The 17,738-nt window shown below is 44.6% G+C and carries 20 protein-coding genes and 1 pseudogene; 13 read left to right on the forward strand and 8 right to left on the reverse strand.

The genetic code is table 11. The features are described from left to right. Positions 1–53: 53 nt before the first annotated feature. Positions 54–530 (reverse strand): Crp/Fnr family transcriptional regulator ArfM, encoded by a 477-nt coding sequence (gene arfM / locus ACFVP7_RS20460; protein WP_003243032.1) that lies wholly within the window; start codon positions 528–530, stop codon positions 54–56. A gap of 143 nt (positions 531–673) precedes the next feature. Between arfM and ACFVP7_RS20465 the strand changes: the two genes are divergently transcribed. Continuing rightward, positions 674–1,393, forward strand: coding sequence for a YwiC-like family protein (locus ACFVP7_RS20465; RefSeq protein ID WP_014481214.1), 720 nt, complete (start codon positions 674–676; stop codon positions 1,391–1,393). A gap of 31 nt (positions 1,394–1,424) precedes the next feature. Here the strand turns inward: ACFVP7_RS20465 and fnr are convergent, their stop codons facing one another. The 4 genes from fnr to ACFVP7_RS20485 form a co-directional block, all read right to left on the reverse strand. Beyond that, positions 1,425–2,141: a fumarate/nitrate reduction transcriptional regulator Fnr gene (gene fnr, locus ACFVP7_RS20470; protein WP_086344437.1), complete on the reverse strand. Its 717-nt coding sequence runs from the start codon at positions 2,139–2,141 to the stop codon at positions 1,425–1,427. A gap of 98 nt (positions 2,142–2,239) precedes the next feature. Next, positions 2,240–3,427 carry a nitrate transporter NarK gene (gene narK / locus ACFVP7_RS20475; protein WP_338731375.1) on the reverse strand — a complete coding sequence of 396 codons (1,188 nt, stop codon included), beginning with the start codon at positions 3,425–3,427 and terminating at the stop codon, positions 2,240–2,242. A 135-nt stretch (positions 3,428–3,562) separates the two neighbouring features. Beyond that, positions 3,563–5,233 carry an arginine--tRNA ligase gene (gene argS, locus ACFVP7_RS20480; protein WP_003227570.1) on the reverse strand — a complete coding sequence of 557 codons (1,671 nt, stop codon included), beginning with the start codon at positions 5,231–5,233 and terminating at the stop codon, positions 3,563–3,565. Beyond that, positions 5,230–5,658 carry a DUF1934 domain-containing protein gene (locus ACFVP7_RS20485; RefSeq protein ID WP_003243604.1) on the reverse strand — a complete coding sequence of 143 codons (429 nt, stop codon included), beginning with the start codon at positions 5,656–5,658 and terminating at the stop codon, positions 5,230–5,232. The genes argS and ACFVP7_RS20485 overlap by 4 nt, the downstream gene beginning before the upstream one ends. A gap of 312 nt (positions 5,659–5,970) precedes the next feature. Here ACFVP7_RS20485 and sboA point away from each other — a divergent pair, with 312 nt between their 5' ends. From sboA to albG, 9 genes are read left to right on the forward strand one after another with little or no spacing between them, the layout of a single operon-like run. Beyond that, positions 5,971–6,102: a subtilosin A gene (gene sboA, locus ACFVP7_RS20490; RefSeq protein ID WP_003222002.1), complete on the forward strand. Its 132-nt coding sequence runs from the start codon at positions 5,971–5,973 to the stop codon at positions 6,100–6,102. Beyond that, a complete protein-coding gene (gene sboX, locus ACFVP7_RS20495; RefSeq protein WP_010886632.1) occupies positions 6,059–6,211 on the forward strand; it encodes a bacteriocin-like protein SboX in 153 nt (50 codons plus the stop codon). The genes sboA and sboX overlap by 44 nt, the downstream gene beginning before the upstream one ends. Before the next feature lie 24 nt (positions 6,212–6,235). Then, complete coding sequence (gene albA / locus ACFVP7_RS20500; RefSeq protein ID WP_015714887.1) at positions 6,236–7,582, forward strand: subtilosin maturase AlbA; 1,347 nt, start codon at positions 6,236–6,238, stop codon at positions 7,580–7,582. Positions 7,583–7,594: 12 nt separating this feature from the next. Next, on the forward strand, positions 7,595–7,756 hold the full coding sequence (gene albB, locus ACFVP7_RS20505) for an antilisterial bacteriocin subtilosin biosynthesis protein AlbB (protein WP_003222006.1): 162 nt from the start codon (positions 7,595–7,597) through the stop codon (positions 7,754–7,756). Then, complete coding sequence (locus ACFVP7_RS20510; protein WP_003227564.1) at positions 7,753–8,472, forward strand: ABC transporter ATP-binding protein; 720 nt, start codon at positions 7,753–7,755, stop codon at positions 8,470–8,472. The genes albB and ACFVP7_RS20510 overlap by 4 nt, the downstream gene beginning before the upstream one ends. Next, positions 8,465–9,775: an antilisterial bacteriocin subtilosin biosynthesis protein AlbD gene (albD, locus tag ACFVP7_RS20515; RefSeq protein ID WP_338731379.1), complete on the forward strand. Its 1,311-nt coding sequence runs from the start codon at positions 8,465–8,467 to the stop codon at positions 9,773–9,775. Before ACFVP7_RS20510 ends, albD begins: the two co-directional genes overlap by 8 nt. After that, positions 9,765–10,925, forward strand: coding sequence for an antilisterial bacteriocin subtilosin biosynthesis protein AlbE (gene albE / locus ACFVP7_RS20520; RefSeq protein ID WP_338734176.1), 1,161 nt, complete (start codon positions 9,765–9,767; stop codon positions 10,923–10,925). Before albD ends, albE begins: the two co-directional genes overlap by 11 nt. Before the next feature lie 4 nt (positions 10,926–10,929). Then, complete coding sequence (locus ACFVP7_RS20525) at positions 10,930–12,210, forward strand: pitrilysin family protein (RefSeq protein ID WP_029318696.1); 1,281 nt, start codon at positions 10,930–10,932, stop codon at positions 12,208–12,210. After that, a complete protein-coding gene (gene albG, locus ACFVP7_RS20530) occupies positions 12,207–12,908 on the forward strand; it encodes an antilisterial bacteriocin subtilosin biosynthesis protein AlbG (protein WP_029318695.1) in 702 nt (233 codons plus the stop codon). The genes ACFVP7_RS20525 and albG overlap by 4 nt, the downstream gene beginning before the upstream one ends. 5 nt (positions 12,909–12,913) lie before the next feature. Here albG and ACFVP7_RS20535 read toward each other — a convergent pair whose 3' ends face one another. Genes ACFVP7_RS20535 through ACFVP7_RS20545 form a run of 3 tightly spaced genes read right to left on the reverse strand, consistent with a single transcriptional unit; the run spans position 12,914 to position 15,912 of the window. Further along, the gene (locus ACFVP7_RS20535) at positions 12,914–14,290 is read right to left on the reverse strand and encodes a YncE family protein (RefSeq protein WP_338731382.1); all 1,377 of its coding nucleotides are present in this window, start codon (positions 14,288–14,290) and stop codon (positions 12,914–12,916) included. Positions 14,291–14,329: 39 nt separating this feature from the next. After that, positions 14,330–15,685 carry a YncE family protein gene (locus ACFVP7_RS20540; protein WP_163117070.1) on the reverse strand — a complete coding sequence of 452 codons (1,356 nt, stop codon included), beginning with the start codon at positions 15,683–15,685 and terminating at the stop codon, positions 14,330–14,332. Beyond that, positions 15,682–15,912: a hypothetical protein gene (locus tag ACFVP7_RS20545; protein ID WP_041334639.1), complete on the reverse strand. Its 231-nt coding sequence runs from the start codon at positions 15,910–15,912 to the stop codon at positions 15,682–15,684. The genes ACFVP7_RS20540 and ACFVP7_RS20545 overlap by 4 nt, the downstream gene beginning before the upstream one ends. A 2-nt stretch (positions 15,913–15,914) precedes the next feature. Between ACFVP7_RS20545 and ACFVP7_RS20550 the strand changes: the two genes are divergently transcribed. The 3 genes and pseudogenes from ACFVP7_RS20550 to ACFVP7_RS20560 all read left to right on the forward strand — a co-directional run bounded on the left by ACFVP7_RS20550 (position 15,915) and on the right by ACFVP7_RS20560 (position 17,720). After that, a complete protein-coding gene (locus tag ACFVP7_RS20550) occupies positions 15,915–17,060 on the forward strand; it encodes a tetratricopeptide repeat protein (protein WP_017696253.1) in 1,146 nt (381 codons plus the stop codon). Then, positions 17,044–17,163 (forward strand): PhrC/PhrF family phosphatase-inhibitory pheromone, encoded by a 120-nt coding sequence (locus tag ACFVP7_RS20555; RefSeq protein WP_014665774.1) that lies wholly within the window; start codon positions 17,044–17,046, stop codon positions 17,161–17,163. The genes ACFVP7_RS20550 and ACFVP7_RS20555 overlap by 17 nt, the downstream gene beginning before the upstream one ends. Before the next feature lie 98 nt (positions 17,164–17,261). Next, positions 17,262–17,720 (forward strand): annotated as a pseudogene (locus ACFVP7_RS20560) (YbaK/EbsC family protein). The last annotated feature ends 18 nt before the right edge of the window (positions 17,721–17,738 follow it).

The following is a 17,738-nucleotide window of genomic DNA, read 5'->3' on the forward strand; positions in this document are numbered from 1 at the left end:
CGCTTGGGTCATTAGCTGCCTTTCATTCAAAGATCAAAAAAAACCGGCTCTATTTAAGAACCGGGCTCGGCGTTTTCATCCTGTGATGTATGCAGATACCGCAAAAATAATTGATAGGAACAAAAAACATTTTGCTGAAGCATAGCCAAAAAGTTCATTTGCAGCTGCGGATGATAAGACATCATTTTCTTAAATATGTAATATGGGATATTGAGAATCAGAATGTCTGAAGTGGCATTGACTGAGATAAAGGGCGATAAATAAAGCCCGCCTTTTTCATCAATCGGAAACACATCCCCTTTTTCCCACAGCGCAACGGTTTTCGACCCTTCAGGGAGCCTTGTGTCCATAAAACGGACACTGCCTTTTAATACAATATAAACAGATTGAGAATGAAGAAAAGATGGAGACTGATCACATGAGCCGCGGATAAACGTGCCGTTTTTCAGCAAGGTTTCGACAATGGATAGAGGCACTTCATTAAACATAGGAAGTTGTTTCAGAAATAATAAATAGTCACACTGATTCATAGGAAAACCTCCTGTGCTAAGGATAGCTTTAGTGTAGCTCGATCGAGCCTGTACAGCAGTGATGTACTTCACAGCCTGTATGATGAATGTCACTTATCAGGAGGGTGACTGCATTTATAATGAAAGAAAAAAGGAGGATTTCGATGAAGGCGCTGATTCCGAAGCAGCACGGCGCGTGGGCGATGCTGCTGATCCCATTTTTACTCGGCATGGTCAAGGGAGGCCCCGTTATTTGGCATATTCCGCTCTTCCTAGGCTGGCTTTTCCTATACTTAGCGGTTTATCCCGTTACGCTTGCCTTAAAAAAGAAACAAAGCAAACCATATCAAAAGTGGATGTGTTATTACGGTTTTCCCGCCTGCTGCTTTTTGATGATCTCGGTCTTTCATAAGCCGCCTCTCATCTGGGTGGGCGTTTCTTTACTGCCGCTGTTTCTCATACATATGTATTTTGCCCGCAGAAAAAACGAACGAGCCCTATTGAATGATGTTGCAGGTGTCTTGTTCTTTTGTTCGGGCGGGTTTGCGAGCTGCTGGCTGGGGATGGGAACCCTTGACGGCTGGGCTTGGTTTATTTTCTTGCAGTCTGCTTTATTTTTTATCGGGAGTTCCTTTTATGTGAAATCGGTGATCCGCGAGAGAAAAAACAGGGCATTTGCATACTGGTCATGGGGATATCACCTGCTGCTCCCCTTTTTATCCGCTCTTTTCGGAGCAGGATGGGCGTTTCTCGCTTTTATTCCGAGCAGCTTGCGGGCATGGTTTTTTCATGGAAGGGATTGGCCCGTAAAAACGATTGGCATTCTGGAAATCGTGAATGCCTGCTTCTTTCTTGCCGTCATGTGCCTGTTTATCACAAGGTAAAAAAAACAAGGACACCACTGTCCTTGTTTTTTCAGTCAATATTGCAAATCTCCAGCGGGCAATTTTCACACTCAATCTCACATCGTAAATAGTCCCGCTTGTGCAAAATAATTTTTCCGGATTCGTCTATCGAAATAACCCCTTTTTTGCGGAGATCTCCGAGCATACGATTGACGCTTTCCCGTGCAGCCGCGCAAAACTTTGCCAAATCCTGATTTGTCAGGACAATGTTAATCAGAATGCCGTCGCTTCGCTCCACTCCGTAGCTGTTTGATAAGCGGATAAGGGTAGAATAGAGCGCCCCCTTTTTGCCATGAAGAAGCAGATCCCTGATTTTGGACTGAATCTTCCGGAGGTGCGTGCTCATCCATTTCATGAACTCAAATGTCAAAGCGCCGTTTTGGATTAATTCTTTTTCCAGCTTATTTTTATTAATGACGAGCACCTCGCCATCCTCTAGCACTTTTGCACTGAGCATATACCTCGGTTCTTCAGTGAAAAGTGTTAATTCTCCGACGATATCATGCTTTTGGCAGATTCTAAGCGTCAGGTCTTTTCCGTCAGATGTCAGCTTGCCGATTTCAATGAGTCCTGATTGAATCAGATAAAGCTCTTCTGCATCCATTCCTTCTCGAAACAAATACGTGTGTTTTTCCATTTTTCTTTTCGTGCTGATCGATTCCAGCAATTCATGCAGATCGCTGGATATAAGATCTCTATCAGATGGTCGAACAGAGAGAAAATTCATGAGCTCACCTCGAAGAAAGTCACGTTGTGTGTTTATTGTAACGTGAATTGATTTGTACCCATCGAGAAAAAACTAACAATCTTGTGAATGCCCCAGTGTTAGTTGATGCTCTGGCTGTTTCTCTCCGTGTGTGTTTTCATTCTTTCCTGCCAATACATCCATATGACAAGGACAAAGCTGGCTAACGCCACCTCTGAAAGCGCCATAAACCCGATCGCGTACTGGCCTGTTGCCTGAAACACACTCGCCAATATGAGCGGAGGAAAAAAGCCGCCTAATCCGCCCATGGCAGACACAATCCCATTGGCAATCCCCGCTTGCTTCGAAAAATAGAAAGGCACCAGTTTAAAAACAGTCCCGTTTCCTATGCCTGAGCAGACGGCCACGGTTAATGATCCAAACGTATAAAGGCCGATTGTCGGCGAGAACGATAGGATAATGCCTGATAATGTAAGCCCGGCAAAAACAAACATCAAGATGCGGAGCGGGCTCATTTTATCAGCCAGGAATCCGCCCGCAGGCCTGAGCAGCGTAGAAACCGCAATAAAGCCAGCCGTCCGCAAGCCGGCATCTGCAGGATTCAGCCCAAAATGCTCCACCAGAAAGTTCGGCAGATAGATAGTGAAGGCGACAAAGGCACCGAACGTAATAAAATAAAACAGGCTCAGAAACCATAGCACATGATTTCGGTAAACGGCTTTGATTTGAGTCTTAACAGAAACTTTGACCTTCTTCTCATGCCTGTCACCGAACAAAACGTGCAGTAAGGCAAAGACAGCCAGCAAAACCAGATACATCTGCACGGTTGATTTCCACCCGACGGCTTGAGCGATAACCGGCGCTGCAAATGTCGTAACGGCTGTCCCGATATTTCCTGCACCGTAAATCCCATTGACGACACCGTGCTTTTCTTTCGGATAATATTTCGGGAGGGAGGTCACTCCAATGGAAAACACCGCTCCCCCGATCCCTAAGAAAAAGCCGCCGGCGATTAAATCAAACAGAGAATCCGCGATACTGATCCAAAATACAGGAAATAAAAGCAGGATGAAACTGATCATAAACATCAGCCGCGCGCCAAACCTGTTCGTTAAATACCCTAGAGGAATGCGAAGAAGCGACCCGAGGATCACAGGAATCGCCGTCACCATAGAAATCTCACCCTTGCTTAAATGAATATCTAATGTGATTTGGGAAATGAGTGATGAAATCAGCACCCAAACCATAAACCCTGCCACCAAGCTTAATGACTGTAACGATAATTGAATGTGTTGACGGTTGATCATTTGGCTTGCCCCTTTCAATGATTCAATAATCAGTCTTATCATACAAAAACTCGGCAAACAGGATTGTGAATTACATCACACGTTTTTCTCATAAAAAAAGGACAAAGCCCGAAGACTTTGTCCTTTTGATCGTGATTACATTTTTTCCGGAGCCGATACGCCGATCAGCTGAAGCGCATTGTTCAGCGTAATTTGCGTTGCCTTCATTAAAGCCAGGCGCGCGCGGCTTTTCTCTTCATTTTCAGGGTCGATGACTTTCTCTGCATTGTAGAAGCTGTGCAGAGCAGAAGCCAGATCATAAATATAGTTAGTGACACGGTGTGGAATTCGTTTTTCCGCTGCTTCCGCCACTGCCTCTGGGAAGCCGCCGATCGTTTTCAGCAGATCGTATTCTTTTTCTGATTGAATATGGCTGAAATCAAGATCTGCCGCCGGTTTAAGTCCCTGCTCTTCCCCTTGGCGAAGCATGCTGCAAATACGGGCATGCGCGTATTGTGCATAATACACGGGGTTTTCGTTAGATGTTGATACAGCAAGATCTAAGTCAAAATCCATATGGGTGTCCGCACTTCGCATCGCAAAGAAGTAACGAACGGCATCCAAGCCGACTTCTTCAATCAGGTCACGCATCGTTACGGCTTTACCGGTCCGTTTGCTCATTTTCATTTTCTCGCCGTTTTTGTAAAGGTGAACGAGCTGAATGATTTCTACTTCAAGCGTTCCTTTTTCATAGCCCAGCGCTTCAATTGCCGCTTTCATACGCGGGATGTAGCCGTGGTGATCGGCGCCCCAAACGTTGATCAGCTTATCAAAGCCGCGGTCAAGCTTGTCCTTATGATACGCGATATCAGGAAGCAGGTACGTGTACGTGCCGTCCTTCTTGATCAATACGCGGTCTTTATCATCGCCGAACGTCGTGGAACGGAACCAAGTCGCGCCGTCTTCTTCATAGACATGGCCTTTTTCGCGGAGCGCTTCAAGCGCCTTGTCAATTTTTCCATTTTGGTACAGTGAAGTTTCTGAATACCACACATCAAACGGCACACGGAAGTTTTCCAAGTCCTTGCGAAGCTTTTCCAGCTCGTATTTCAGGCCGTATTCACGGAAAAACGCGAGGCGTTCACTTTCCTCTTCGTTAACGAAACGATCACCGTATTCCTCAGCGAGACGCTTTCCGATCGCAATGATATCCTCACCGCGGTAGCCATCCTCCGGCATCGGTTTTTCCAATCCGAGTGCTTCAAAGTAACGGACTTCAACAGAAAGCGCCAGATTGTTGATTTGGTTTCCCGCATCGTTAATGTAGTATTCGCGGCTTACATCGTAACCCGCTTTTGAAAGCACGTTGCACAAGGAATCGCCGACAGCCGCCCCGCGCGCATGCCCGAGGTGAAGGTCTCCCGTCGGATTCGCTGATACGAATTCTACCTGAACTCGTTCACCGTTTCCGATGTTCGTTTCCCCGTATGCTTCCCCTGCTTCCAGTACAGACGGAATCAGCTTTGTTAAATACTGATTGTTCATATAGAAATTGATAAAACCCGGGCCGGCGATATCCAGTTTTTCAATCGAAGCCTTCCCTTTATCAAAATGGGCGACAATCTCTTCAGCGATTTGACGCGGCGCTTTTTTTGCCACTCTTGCCAGCTGCATCGCCATATTCGTTGAGTAGTCGCCGTGTGTTTTATCTTTCGGTGTTTCTAAAACAACATTGGGAATCTGGCTTTCTTCAGCCAGTCCCGCTTTCAGAACGGCCGCTTTAATTTCTTCTTTCAGCACGTCCTTCATTTGTTCCGCAATGTTCATGCGTGAGTTCCTCCCTCATACGTGATCGTCATATTATGTAAATGCTCCTGCTCGTCTCCGACATGCATGTCATATGCGATGCTGATACGGCCTTTTTCTTCATCGAGATCAGATTGAATCGATTTTGTGCTTGTTTTCAGCTCAAGCTCACCAAATGACATTTTATATTTAGCAATTGTGGAAGCTCCCGTTACGAAACGCTGATTCATTTTGACAGCGCCTGACCTCATGACCAGGACTTCGCCTTCGCTTACTTTCACAATCGTTTTGACTTTGCCTAAGTCGTGTTCTTCATAATAAGATAGATACACTTTATTTTGTTTTACATAGTAAAATCCGGTGGTGCGGAATTCGATGACTTCTTGGTTTCCGTCATCCTCGATCACAGACTTCACATGGAGTGTTATCGGTGTCTCTTGCTTCATTCTGACACGTCCTTTTCATCATTCCACTTTGACTTGAATAGTATAATCATTCGGTTTGTAAACTTCAACTGCTTCTATCTTACCATCATTGCTCATCAGATTTGAAGATAAACCTCATAAAAAGCATTTCCTTATATAGAAGAGAAAATCATATCACTAATTACCTTTAGGAAATGTTACATTTTTCCGAAATCTATCATTTTCTTTTCACATTTTTTTCAAATTATATGTATTGAATTAGTAATTTGATAGTTTTAAGATAAAAGTACAACATAGATCTGCTAGAAAAACAAAAAAAGGGAGGATTCAATTATGAAAAAAGCTGTCATTGTAGAAAACAAAGGTTGTGCAACATGCTCGATCGGAGCCGCTTGTCTAGTGGACGGTCCTATCCCTGATTTTGAAATTGCCGGTGCAACAGGTCTATTCGGTCTATGGGGGTAAGGATCTCCCAAAAGGGCATAGTCATTCTACTATGCCCTTTTTAAGTAAATTACAATTTTTAACTAAAATCTACCTCTTGGATATACATACACAACCGTTTTTCATTTGAATCATATGTATAGGGGATGGTATTTTGTTTATAGAGCAGATGTTTCCATTTATTAATGAAAGTGTAAGAGTTCACCAGCTTCCTGAGGGCGGCGTGTTAGAAATCGACTACTTGCGCGATAATGTCTCCATTTCTGACTTCGAGTATTTGGATCTCAACAAAACGGCTTACGAGCTCTGCATGCGCATGGATGGCCAAAAAACAGCTGAGCAGATTTTAGCTGAGCAATGTGCAGTGTATGATGAATCACCGGAAGACCATAAAGATTGGTATTACGACATGCTCAACATGCTCCAGAACAAGCAGGTTATTCAGCTTGGAAACCGGGCCAGCCGCCATACAATCACCACGAGCGGAAGCAATGAATTTCCGATGCCGCTCCACGCCACCTTTGAACTGACGCACCGCTGTAATTTGAAATGCGCCCACTGTTATTTGGAAAGCTCACCTGAAGCGCTCGGCACCGTGTCGATTGAGCAATTCAAAAAAACGGCTGATATGCTGTTTGATAACGGTGTATTGACATGCGAAATCACAGGCGGAGAAATTTTTGTCCATCCAAACGCCAATGAGATTCTTGACTATGTGTGTAAAAAGTTCAAAAAAGTCGCTGTCTTAACAAACGGAACACTCATGCGAAAAGAGAGTTTGGAGCTTTTGAAGGCTTACAAGCAAAAAATCATCGTCGGCATTTCTCTTGATAGTGTCAATTCCGAGGTCCATGACTCCTTTAGAGGGAGAAAAGGCTCTTTTGCCCAAACTTGTAAAACGATAAAATTGTTGAGTGACCACGGTATATTTGTCAGAGTCGCCATGTCTGTCTTCGAAAAAAACATGTGGGAAATCCACGATATGGCCCAAAAGGTTCGGGATCTCGGAGCGAAGGCGTTCTCTTACAATTGGGTTGACGATTTCGGAAGAGGCAGGGATATTGTCCATCCAACGAAAGACGCCGAGCAGCACCGCAAGTTTATGGAATACGAGCAAAATGTAATTGATGAGTTTAAAGATTTGATTCCGATTATTCCTTATGAGAGAAAACGCGCGGCAAATTGCGGCGCTGGCTGGAAGTCCATTGTGATCAGCCCGTTCGGCGAAGTACGTCCTTGCGCCCTCTTTCCAAAGGAATTTTCATTGGGAAATATTTTTCATGATTCCTATGAAAGCATCTTTAACTCCCCTCTCGTCCATAAACTGTGGCAAGCGCAAGCACCGCGGTTCAGCGAACATTGCATGAAAGACAAATGCCCGTTCAGCGGCTATTGCGGAGGCTGTTACTTAAAAGGGCTGAACTCTAACAAATATCACCGAAAAAACATTTGCTCTTGGGCGAAAAATGAACAATTAGAAGACGTGGTCCAGCTTATTTAGGAGGGAAACGATTTGTCACCAGCACAAAGAAGAATTTTACTGTATATCCTTTCATTTATCTTTGTCATCGGCGCAGTCGTCTATTTTGTCAAAAGCGATTATCTGTTTACGCTGATTTTCATTGCCATTGCCATTCTGTTCGGGATGCGCGCGCGGAAGGCTGACTCGCGATGAGCATTTTGGATATACACGATGTATCCGTTTGGTATGAACGGGACAACGTCATCTTAGAACAAGTGGATTTACATTTAGAAAAAGGCGCCGTTTACGGGTTGCTTGGGGTAAACGGCGCCGGAAAAACGACACTGATTAATACGCTGACAGGCGTGAACCGCAATTTCAGCGGGCGCTTTACACTGTGCGGAATTGAAGCGGAGGCCGGCATGCCGCAGAAAACATCAGATCAGCTGAAGACTCACCGTTACTTCGCCGCCGATTATCCGCTGCTATTTACAGAAATTACGGCGAAGGACTATGTGTCTTTCGTCCATTCGCTTTATCAAAAGGATTTTTCAGAGCAGCAGTTTGCCAGTTTGGCCGAGGCCTTTCATTTTTCGAAATACATCAATAGGAGAATTTCGGAGCTGTCCTTGGGGAACAGGCAAAAGGTTGTATTGATGACAGGCTTATTGCTGCGCGCTCCCCTGTTTATTTTGGATGAGCCGCTCGTCGGTTTGGATGTGGAATCGATAGAGGTTTTTTATCAGAAAATGCGCGAGTACTGTGAAGCAGGCGGGACCATTTTGTTTTCTTCTCATCTGCTCGATGTCGTGCAAAGATTTTGTGATTATGCGGCTATTCTTCACAACAAACAGATTCAAAAGGTCATTCCGATTGGAGAGGAGACCGATCTGCGGCGGGAATTTTTTGAGGTGATCGGCCATGAATAACATAATCCCTATCATGTCTTTGCTGTTCAAACAGCTTTACAGCCGGCAAGGGAAAAAGGATGCCATCCGCATTGCCGCAGGCCTTGTCATTCTGGCCGTGTTTGAAATTGGGCTGATCCGCCAGGCCGGCATTGATGAATCGGTGTTGCGCAAAACGTATATCATACTCGCGCTTCTCTTAATGAACGCATATATGGTGTTTCTTTCTGTGACATCTCAATGGAAGGAATCTTATATGAAACTGAGCTGCCTGCTGCCGATTTCTTCACGGAGCTTTTGGCTCGCCCAGAGTGTCGTTTTGTTTGTCGATACCTGTTTGAGAAGAACTTTATTCTTTTTTATTTTACCGCTGTTCTTATTTGGAAACGGAACGCTGTCAGGGGCGCAAACATTGTTTTGGCTCGGCAGGTTTTCGTTTTTTACCGTTTACTCCATTATTTTCGGAGTTGTGCTAAGCAACCACTTTGTCAAAAAGAAGAACTGGATGTTTCTGCTGCATGCGGCGATATTCGCCTGTGTATGTCTCAGCGCCGCTTTGATGCCGGCCGCCACGCTTCCGCTTTGCGCGGTGCATATGCTGTGGGCGGTGGTCATTGACTTTCCTGTCTTTCTGCAGGCGCCTCCGCAGCAGAGCAGGATGCATTCATTTATGCGGCGATCTGAATTTTCGTTTTACAAAAGAGAATGGAACCGATTTATCTCTTCTAAAGCGATGCTGTTAAATTACGCGGTAATGGCGGCGTTCAGCGGCTTCTTTTCGTTCCAGATGATGAATACCGGCATCTTCAATCAGCAAGTGGTTTATATCGTGATTTCCGCGCTTTTGCTCATCTGCTCGCCGATCGCCCTTTTGTATTCGATTGAAAAAAATGACCGGATGCTGCTTATCACGCTTCCGATCAAGCGGAAAACGATGTTTTGGGCGAAATATCGCTTTTATTCAGGCCTATTGGCAGGCGGATTTCTCCTTGTCGTGATGATTGTGGGTTTCATCAGCGGCCGTCCGATTTCAGTTCTCACTTTTTTGCAGTGCATTGAGTTGCTGCTGGCGGGAGCTTTTATCAGGTTAACTGCGGATGAAAAAAGGCCCTCCTTCAGCTGGCAGACGGAGCAGCAGCTATGGAGCGGTTTCTCAAAATATCGGTCTTATCTGTTTTGTCTTCCCCTATTCTTAGCCACATTAGCCGGCACCGCTGTATCCTTGGCGGTCATTCCGATAGCCGGTCTGGTCATAGTCTATTACCTGCAAAAACAGGATGGTGGTTTCTTTGATACAAGCAAAAGAGAACGGCTTGGAAGTTAACCTGCTGAAGACTCATCAATTTTCAACTATTTCAATCGCCGCGAGCTTTCTGAAACCGATCGAAAGCGCGGCGGAACCTGAGGAAGAAACAATTTATTTTTACGGCGCCGCCGCATACCTGAAGGAGCAAATCATTGACGCTTTTGGTTATGCTGCCGGCAGCCGTTTCATGTACTCAGCGAATCTCTTTTTTGATCAGCAGCTGAAAACCTGCGGGACCCGTTTGATTCACCCATTATATAACGGGAATCTTCATGTTGACGCCCTGATGAAAACTTTTGCAGACTTGTCTTTCCCTTCTTCTCTTTCATTCGAAGCAGTTGAAAAGGCCAGGAATGAGCTGCTGCTGAAAATCGAAAAGAAATTCACTGATCCCTTCTCCTACTCGGCGGCTCGCTTGGCTGAGGAGGTCTTCGGAAACCCGATGTACGGCACAGGCATGTTTGGCCGGAAAGACAGGATAAAGGCGATTCATCCTAAACGGTTTCTCGACGCAACGGACTTTATCGTTGATTTAGTGTCCCAGCAAAAACAGCTGAACATATTGGGACAAGTACATGCATGTGATGTTCGGGGACATGCCCCGCAAACGTCCGCTGTAACGTCCGGAAGAATACCCGTAAACCGGCATGTGTTTGAAACAGAGACACGCAGCGCTGCAGGTCCTTCCGTCTTGACACTCGGATTTGACTGCGGAGAGATGAAAGATGCCAGCGATTATATCAAAATACAGCTAATAGACGGATTACTGGGAAAGTACGGCCATTCCGCTTTATTCAAGCACTTCAGAGAGAAGGATCTGGCAGTCTATCACGTTATCACCCGTTACGATGTCATGAACAATTTGCTGCTTGTTTCAATATGTACAGATCAGCTTCATGAGAAAGACATTCCCCCGCGCGTTTTGGAAGCTGTCTCAGCTTTTCATACAGATGAGCGGGAACTAGAACAGGCAAAGCAGTTTTTACGCAATGAATTGCTGCTGCAATTCGATTCTCCCGAAGGTCTATTGGCCTATATGGGGGTCCTGCGCCGCTTCTCCTGCACGAAAGAAGCCTTGCTGGATGGCATCTCAGCGGTTACATGCCGCGATGTATTGCAATTCATAGCGACCATCAATTATATCGGAGCTCATGTAGTAAGGGGATGAAGAGATGGAAAAGAAAGCCTTTTTTCAACAGCTGGATGAACGAACCGATATCAGATACACAGACAGCGGACTAAAAATATTCAGATTGAAATTCCCCCGCGCCCACCTGCGGCTGTGCAATGTAAAAATCGATTTTGGAAGCCGGGATGTATGTATACGGGCAGAATCCGGTGATACACTGCTTCCGTATGGCACAGCGCATTTTTTAGAGCATCTTCTCTTCTGGCATAACGGCCGCAATCTGTACAGTGATTTTTTTGCGCATGGCGCGCTTTTAAACGCATTCACTACCTACACCGATACCAATTTCATGTTTACCTCATTACCGGATCGGCTCAGACAAACGATCCCCATCCTGCTTGATGCTTTATGGAACCACTCATTTGACAAGAAGATTGTCGCTCAGGAAAAAGCTGTGATTACAAGCGAAATTCAAACAGCACACCTTAACCATCAGCTCTCATATCATTATCAGCTGATCAGCATGCTTTCTCCCTCCTCACCAGCTGCCGTTTTCCCCGCAGGCAGAATCGAAGATATTGAGGCGCTGGACATCAGTGATTTACAAAAAGCCTATAAGGCTGCCTACCAAGCCCATCGGATGACGCTGTTTTTGATTGGGGGCTCAGAAAATACAGAAACGCTTTTGCCTCCTCACCTCCAGCTGGAAAAACGTCCGGATTATCATGCTGAAAGAAAAATCATCCCGGCATGCCCTCCAGCCCTCTCACAAAAAATGGTGCTGGGTGATGAGGAGCGGATGGAAGATACATGGACCGGATTACAGATCGGCGCACTTCCCGGGCAAAACGATCTGTTGGCGATAAAGCTTTATTGGGATATCGCGGCTCGTATTCTATTTCAATTAGATTCACCGTTTTTTCAAGAGATTCAGCAAACGTACCGTCTGGAAATCGATCGCTTGTCAGCCGAGACTTATATCTATGAGGATGGCGGTTTCTTGATCCTTCACAGTCAAGGGACCCATTCTTCAGCTTATATCGATGTGGCTTCATACTATGTCACACAGAAGAAAGAACAGGTTGCCGCCTGGCTTCAATACGGCAAGGACTCTTTGACAGACGCGATCATTTATGACAGCGATTATGTGCGTAAATGCTTCGAGTGGGCAGCCGAGTGTGACAGGTGCGATTGCTCGTTTCTTGACATGTACCACATCATTCAAGATATGGATGCGCAGGTTTTCTTGTCTCTCATTGATGCAATGGCATCTTCTAACAAAGCGATCATTCACGTTTCTCAGAAAGAGGCGATCAGACAATGAAAAAAAGCACTGTCTTTACCCTTTTATTGCTGCTTATAGGTATGGCGGCTTATTCCTTCGGCTGGGTTCAGGCCGTTGCCGAAGCCGCCGCCCAATATGTACAGATGATCAACAATGATGCTGTTCGGCTCGGACTGCTGGCTTGTACCGCTGCCCTCCTGATGCTGCCTGCTTTTCTATATCTTCATTATGTCACCCAATCCGTGAAAAACATGACAGCAGCTTTTCAGAAACTCACACAGTCTCATCAAAGCTGCTGTGACTTTCAGCAACACAACTTGTGCAGCCGATATGCAGAAGACGTCAAATCGCTGCGTGACAGCTATAAAAACGTCCGCCAAACATACGTGATGGCTGCCGTGTTGTGCCAAGTCATCATATTCGGCTGCATGTTCGAAATCGTTAAAGCCGTCCCTTTCCGCCTTCACACGCCCCCTGCCCTTTCAATGGGACTTGCGATGCTACTGATTCTGTATTTATTGTTTTGCATGCGAACTTATTTGCGGCAGCTTTTCCGGCACGGCAGCCTGTTCAGAAAAGTGTTTGCGGGAGCGCTGGCAGCAGCCGGGATTTGGTGGATGCTCAGTTTCTCTATAAGTGAACTGCTGTTTCTGATTATCCTGGCTACCATTCAGCAAATCGGATCATTTATTTATAAACGATTCTCTTATCGCAGCACCGCTTCTCTTGATCTATAAAATAGCTACATCACAATCGCAGACGGACCCGCGCCAACCGGAATCACCGTCACGGCTGTATAATCACTTGTGCGGTACACGGTCACAGCATTGTCGTTGGGCTGTGCCGCATAAATATACTGTTTGTCCGGCGTTACGGCGAGGTCAAAAGCGCCGGGGAGAGACACGTTTGCAATGATCCTCTGTCTGGCCGTATTAACTACATATAAGTTATTAATAAGAAACGGTTCACTATATGGCTCTAGAAAATAAGCTCTAGTGCTATCGAGAGAAAATACAATCGTCCTCAGCGTTTCAAATAAACGGCTGAAGTCCCCTCCCCTGCTTAATGGAGACAAACTAATCTCCGTTACACCTTTCGGCCACAGCTCACCATTCAACACGTACGCAAAATTTCCAGCGTAAGGAGTTGCAATTAAACTGGGAAATTCAAATGAATCTATGATACTTTCTACCAACTGCCCAGTATTTGCATCATATTTATCAACCGACCAACTGCTTCCATTAGCGGTATAGACATACTGTCCATTCGGATCAAGAGCAAAGTCTAAAGCGCCGGGTATCGGAATGACATCAATGACCGATTGAGAGGCCGTGTTAATCACATATATAGATCCGGCGGCCATCACGTATGCGAACTCATCTGTTGGATCAAATTCGATCTTTCTCGGCCCTCCTCCAACAGTAATGGTATTTATGATGGTTAATGTTTTATTATCAATCACTGAGACAAGGTTGGTATTTCCATGGAGGACATACGTGAATGCTTTATCGAAAGTAACGCCTAGATTAGTTGGCACGTCAGAAAACTGGATTGTTTTTACAACAGTGTTTAAATCTGCATCAATGACCGAAACCGTGCTGTCTCCAGTATTGGCAGTAAACACATACGATTGAGGGTCTGGCGATGGCGGCAAAACAAGTGTCCCGGCCACCGTGAGCGGACTGCCGTAGAAAGGCGGCACGATGAGAAGATCTTCCACTGTCATTTGACTGAAATCAGGACAGCGGCCAGACTGTGCTGCATAATAAACAACTTGATCAATCTCTTCAGTATGAATCACAGAAACAGCCCCGTCCCCTTGTCCATATTGATTTCGCACAGGCGACACACTGACAAGAAGCGTAATGGTCCCTTGTACTCTCACAGCATATCGAACACCGATATCTTCTGGTTCCGGCCCAGTCTGGATTAAGCAAGGCTCACTGATACAGGACAAATTGTCTGTACTCCATGTAACAGCCGCTGACGCTTCGGCCGAATCAACCTTGAAGCCCTCAGGGATATCTATCGGCACTTGAAACGGCGCTTCTCGGCTAATTTCCTCATCACAAAAACAGAAACAATTTTCCTGTAAAGCAGAAAGATCATTCTTTTTCATGATTTCACGTCCTTTTAAAAATGCACAGCATTCAGTTGATTAGATCGCAATAGCTCCCGGTGAAACCCCAAGAGATATGACAGTTTCCACAGAATAATCATCCGTGTTGTAAACAGTGATGTTCTGCTCTGAAAAATGGGTTGCATACAGAAATTCGCCATTCGGGGTAAACGCAAAGTCTCTTGCCGACTGCGGAACATTTCCTATAACGCCTGCTCCATTCGGACTGACAGAATATAAATTGCCAGTGAAGCTGTCATGTAAATACACCTCTGATCCACTCGTAAACATTACATATAGCCCGTCAGGCTCCAGCTCTTGGGTATCCCTGATCGTAAACGTATTTAAATCAATAACCGTCAAATAATTGAATAAGAATTCTTGTTCTAATACATACGCATACCGCTCCGTAGAATCTGTTTCTATGGATGATACGATAAGCTCTCGTTCAATCGTTCCTAAGACTTCACCGGTAGATAAGTCCACTTTTTGCACTAACCCAAAATTAAGAACATAGGCGAACAACCCATTGGGGTCAATTGCAATATCAAAACCTTCTACAGGAATAGACCTCTCAACAGTCAACGTATCAATTCCAATCACATAAATGGCAGTACCGGTGAAAACATAAGCAAACTCATGATTAGGGATAAATCTAATCAATCGAGGCGGCTGATCCAGCAATATAGTTGCTGTCACTGTTAATGTGTCATAATCGATGACAGAAATCACATTATTGTTGGGATGTAAGACAAACACAGCGCTTTTATCTGGCGTAATTTCAATACCTGCCGGATTGTACGGAAGAGCAATCGTTGTCACAACAGTATGGGTGTTTGTATCAATCACAGAAACTGATTGATCATTTGGATTCGCTGTAAACGCGTAGACGGGTTCCGGCTCCGGTACAAGCACAATCGTCCCCGTCACCGATAAAGGACTGCCGTAAAACGGCGGAACAACAACAAGGTTCTCAATCGTGATGTCACTGATATCCGGGCAATCATCCGGTTCATCGGAATAATAGACGACTTGATCGATTTCTGCATTGTGAATGACGGAAACAGCCCCGTCCCCTTGTCCATATTGATTTCGCACAGGTGAGACACTGACGAGTAGCGTAACGGTTCCCTGCAGGCGCACTGCAAATTGAACACCGACCTCATCAGGCTCTGGCCCCGTTTGAATTAAGCAACGGTCACTGACACAAGAAAGGCTGTCTGCATTCCACGTCACGTTTGCAACAGCTTCAGCCGGATCAACGACAAATCCTTCAGGTAATTCAATCGGCGCTTGAAACATGGCTTCTCGGCTTGCTTCTCCCTCACAAAAACATAAGCACTCTTCTTGTTCTGCTCCTGCTTTTTCTTTAAAGGAAAGCTTATTTTTTCTCATTCCTTCACTTCCTTTTCAGACATACACTGCTCACGCAGATATAACAGAATATGGAAGAGTAACGTGTTTGCTTGTACAAATTGCTGAGGGTAAACGCTTCTTTTTGAAAATATATCTCCAAACATGCGGTGTAACGAAAGAAAAAATTGCGGTTTTTTTGCGCTTCTCACAAGAATGTTGATGATAAAATATGACATATATAGAATTATGAAGGGAGGGATTTGCAAACGTGACAGGTGTCATATCTTCTTCTTCCATCGGAGAAAAGATTAACGAATGGTATATGTACATACGCCGATTCAGCATACCCGATGCAGAATATTTGCGACGAGAAATCAAGCAAGAGCTGGATCAAATGGAAGAAGATCAAGACCTTCATTTGTACTATTCACTGATGGAGTTTCGGCACAACCTAATGCTTGAGTACCTTGAACCGTTAGAAAAAATGAGGATTGAGGAACAGCCGAGACTGTCTGATCTGCTGCTTGAGATTGATAAAAAACAGGCTCGTTTAACTGGTCTGCTTGAGTACTATTTTAATTTCTTCAGAGGCATGTATGAACTGGATCGCCGTGAATATGTATTAGCCATTCAATTCTTTAAAAAAGCTGAGAGCAAGCTGGTTTTTGTCAAAGATAAAATCGATAAAGCTGAATTCTTTTTCAAAATGTCAGAAGTCTATTATTATATGAAACAAACTTATGTCTCCATGGACTATGCACGTCAAGCATTCGAAATATACAGTGAACAGACTACATATGATATCAGAATGATTCAATGCCAGTCCTTATTCGGAGCCAACTTTTTGGATTTAAAACAATACGAAAAAGCAATTGCCCATTTTCAAAAAGCCTTTACACTTGCAAAAACAGAGCAGCAGCCCCAATTAATGGGAAGAACACTTTATAACATAGCACTCTGCAAGCAAAACCAAAACAGTTTTGAATCAGCGATAGAGTATGTAAAAAAATCTATTCAAGTATTTGAAGGATCTAAAATGCTTCCTTCATTGCCACAAGCTTTTTTCCTAATTACACAAATTTATTTTAAATTAGGTAAGATTGATAACGCCTGTGAATATCATAAAAAAGGAAAAGAGTATTCTGCAGCTGCGGGAGATACCGTGTATCTGACGGAGTTTGAATTTTTGGAATCTTTATACTTGTCTGGACCGGATGAGGAACGGATAGAAAAATGTTTTGTTTTTCTTGAAAGTAAAATGATGTATGCAGATATTGAGGACTTCGCACTTGATGTTGCTAAATATTATCATCAACAGGAAAATTACAAAAAAGCATCTCATTACTTTTTAAAGGTTGAAGAAGCAAGACAGCACATTCAAGGGGGGGTGAATTTATATGAAATGGAAGTATAAATTATTACTCGCTTGTTTAGCTGTGAGTGCTGTATTTATCACAGTCGAAGTATCAAATTCATCAACAGAACATTTTGATGTTGCACAACGCGCCATGATCTAAACCGCCGTCCATCGGCGGTTTTTTGTCCCCTCTTTACCAAAGTCTCCCAATCCACGCTATGATCTTTTCAATAATCTTGAAGAGAGTGGAAATGCAGCATGTCTCTGGAAAGTGTGAAAACCCACTTTACACAGTGGAATGGAGAAAATGATGTGACGGAGTTCGAAACGTCGAGTGCGACAGTTGAACAGGCAGCTGAGACAATCGGCGTAAGCCTGTCTAGAATCGCCAAGTCCCTGTCCTTCAGAGGGGAAGGAGATCAGGTGATTCTGATTGTGGCAGCCGGCGATGTCAAGATCGACAACAAAAAGTCCAGGCAACATTTGGCTTTAAAGCAAGAATGCTCTCTCCTAATGAGGTACTGGAGCAGACAGGCCATGAAATTGGAGGAGTTTGCCCATTTGGATTGGCTCATGATCCTGAGGTTTATCTTGATGTATCGCTGAAACGGTTTGAGACTGTTTTCCTCGCTGCGGCAGCAGAAACTCCGCTATTGAGGAGAATTATCCGAATTTTCTTTCTTAAAAGCATGGATTGATTGTAAAGACTGGGAATAAAAAAACATCCAGACATCG

Origin of the sequence: Bacillus sp. SG20033 (assembly GCF_044570195.1) — a bacterium.
GTDB lineage: Bacteria > Bacillota > Bacilli > Bacillales > Bacillaceae > Bacillus > Bacillus subtilis.

Bases quoted from the DNA above. Each gene is read 5' to 3' on its own strand.
- arfM (WP_003243032.1), bottom strand. From the start codon at position 530: ATGAATCAGTGTGACTATTTATTATTTCTGAAACAACTTCCTATGTTT.
- ACFVP7_RS20465 (WP_014481214.1), top strand. From the start codon at position 674: ATGAAGGCGCTGATTCCGAAGCAGCACGGCGCGTGGGCGATGCTGCTG.
- fnr (WP_086344437.1), bottom strand. From the start codon at position 2,141: ATGAATTTTCTCTCTGTTCGACCATCTGATAGAGATCTTATATCCAGC.
- narK (WP_338731375.1), bottom strand. From the start codon at position 3,427: ATGATCAACCGTCAACACATTCAATTATCGTTACAGTCATTAAGCTTG.
- argS (WP_003227570.1), bottom strand. From the start codon at position 5,233: ATGAACATTGCGGAACAAATGAAGGACGTGCTGAAAGAAGAAATTAAA.
- ACFVP7_RS20485 (WP_003243604.1), bottom strand. From the start codon at position 5,658: ATGAAGCAAGAGACACCGATAACACTCCATGTGAAGTCTGTGATCGAG.
- sboA (WP_003222002.1), top strand. From the start codon at position 5,971: ATGAAAAAAGCTGTCATTGTAGAAAACAAAGGTTGTGCAACATGCTCG.
- ACFVP7_RS20510 (WP_003227564.1), top strand. From the start codon at position 7,753: ATGAGCATTTTGGATATACACGATGTATCCGTTTGGTATGAACGGGAC.
- albD (WP_338731379.1), top strand. From the start codon at position 8,465: ATGAATAACATAATCCCTATCATGTCTTTGCTGTTCAAACAGCTTTAC.
- ACFVP7_RS20525 (WP_029318696.1), top strand. From the start codon at position 10,930: ATGGAAAAGAAAGCCTTTTTTCAACAGCTGGATGAACGAACCGATATC.
- albG (WP_029318695.1), top strand. From the start codon at position 12,207: ATGAAAAAAAGCACTGTCTTTACCCTTTTATTGCTGCTTATAGGTATG.
- ACFVP7_RS20535 (WP_338731382.1), bottom strand. From the start codon at position 14,290: ATGAAAAAGAATGATCTTTCTGCTTTACAGGAAAATTGTTTCTGTTTT.
- ACFVP7_RS20540 (WP_163117070.1), bottom strand. From the start codon at position 15,685: ATGAGAAAAAATAAGCTTTCCTTTAAAGAAAAAGCAGGAGCAGAACAA.
- ACFVP7_RS20555 (WP_014665774.1), top strand. From the start codon at position 17,044: ATGAAATGGAAGTATAAATTATTACTCGCTTGTTTAGCTGTGAGTGCT.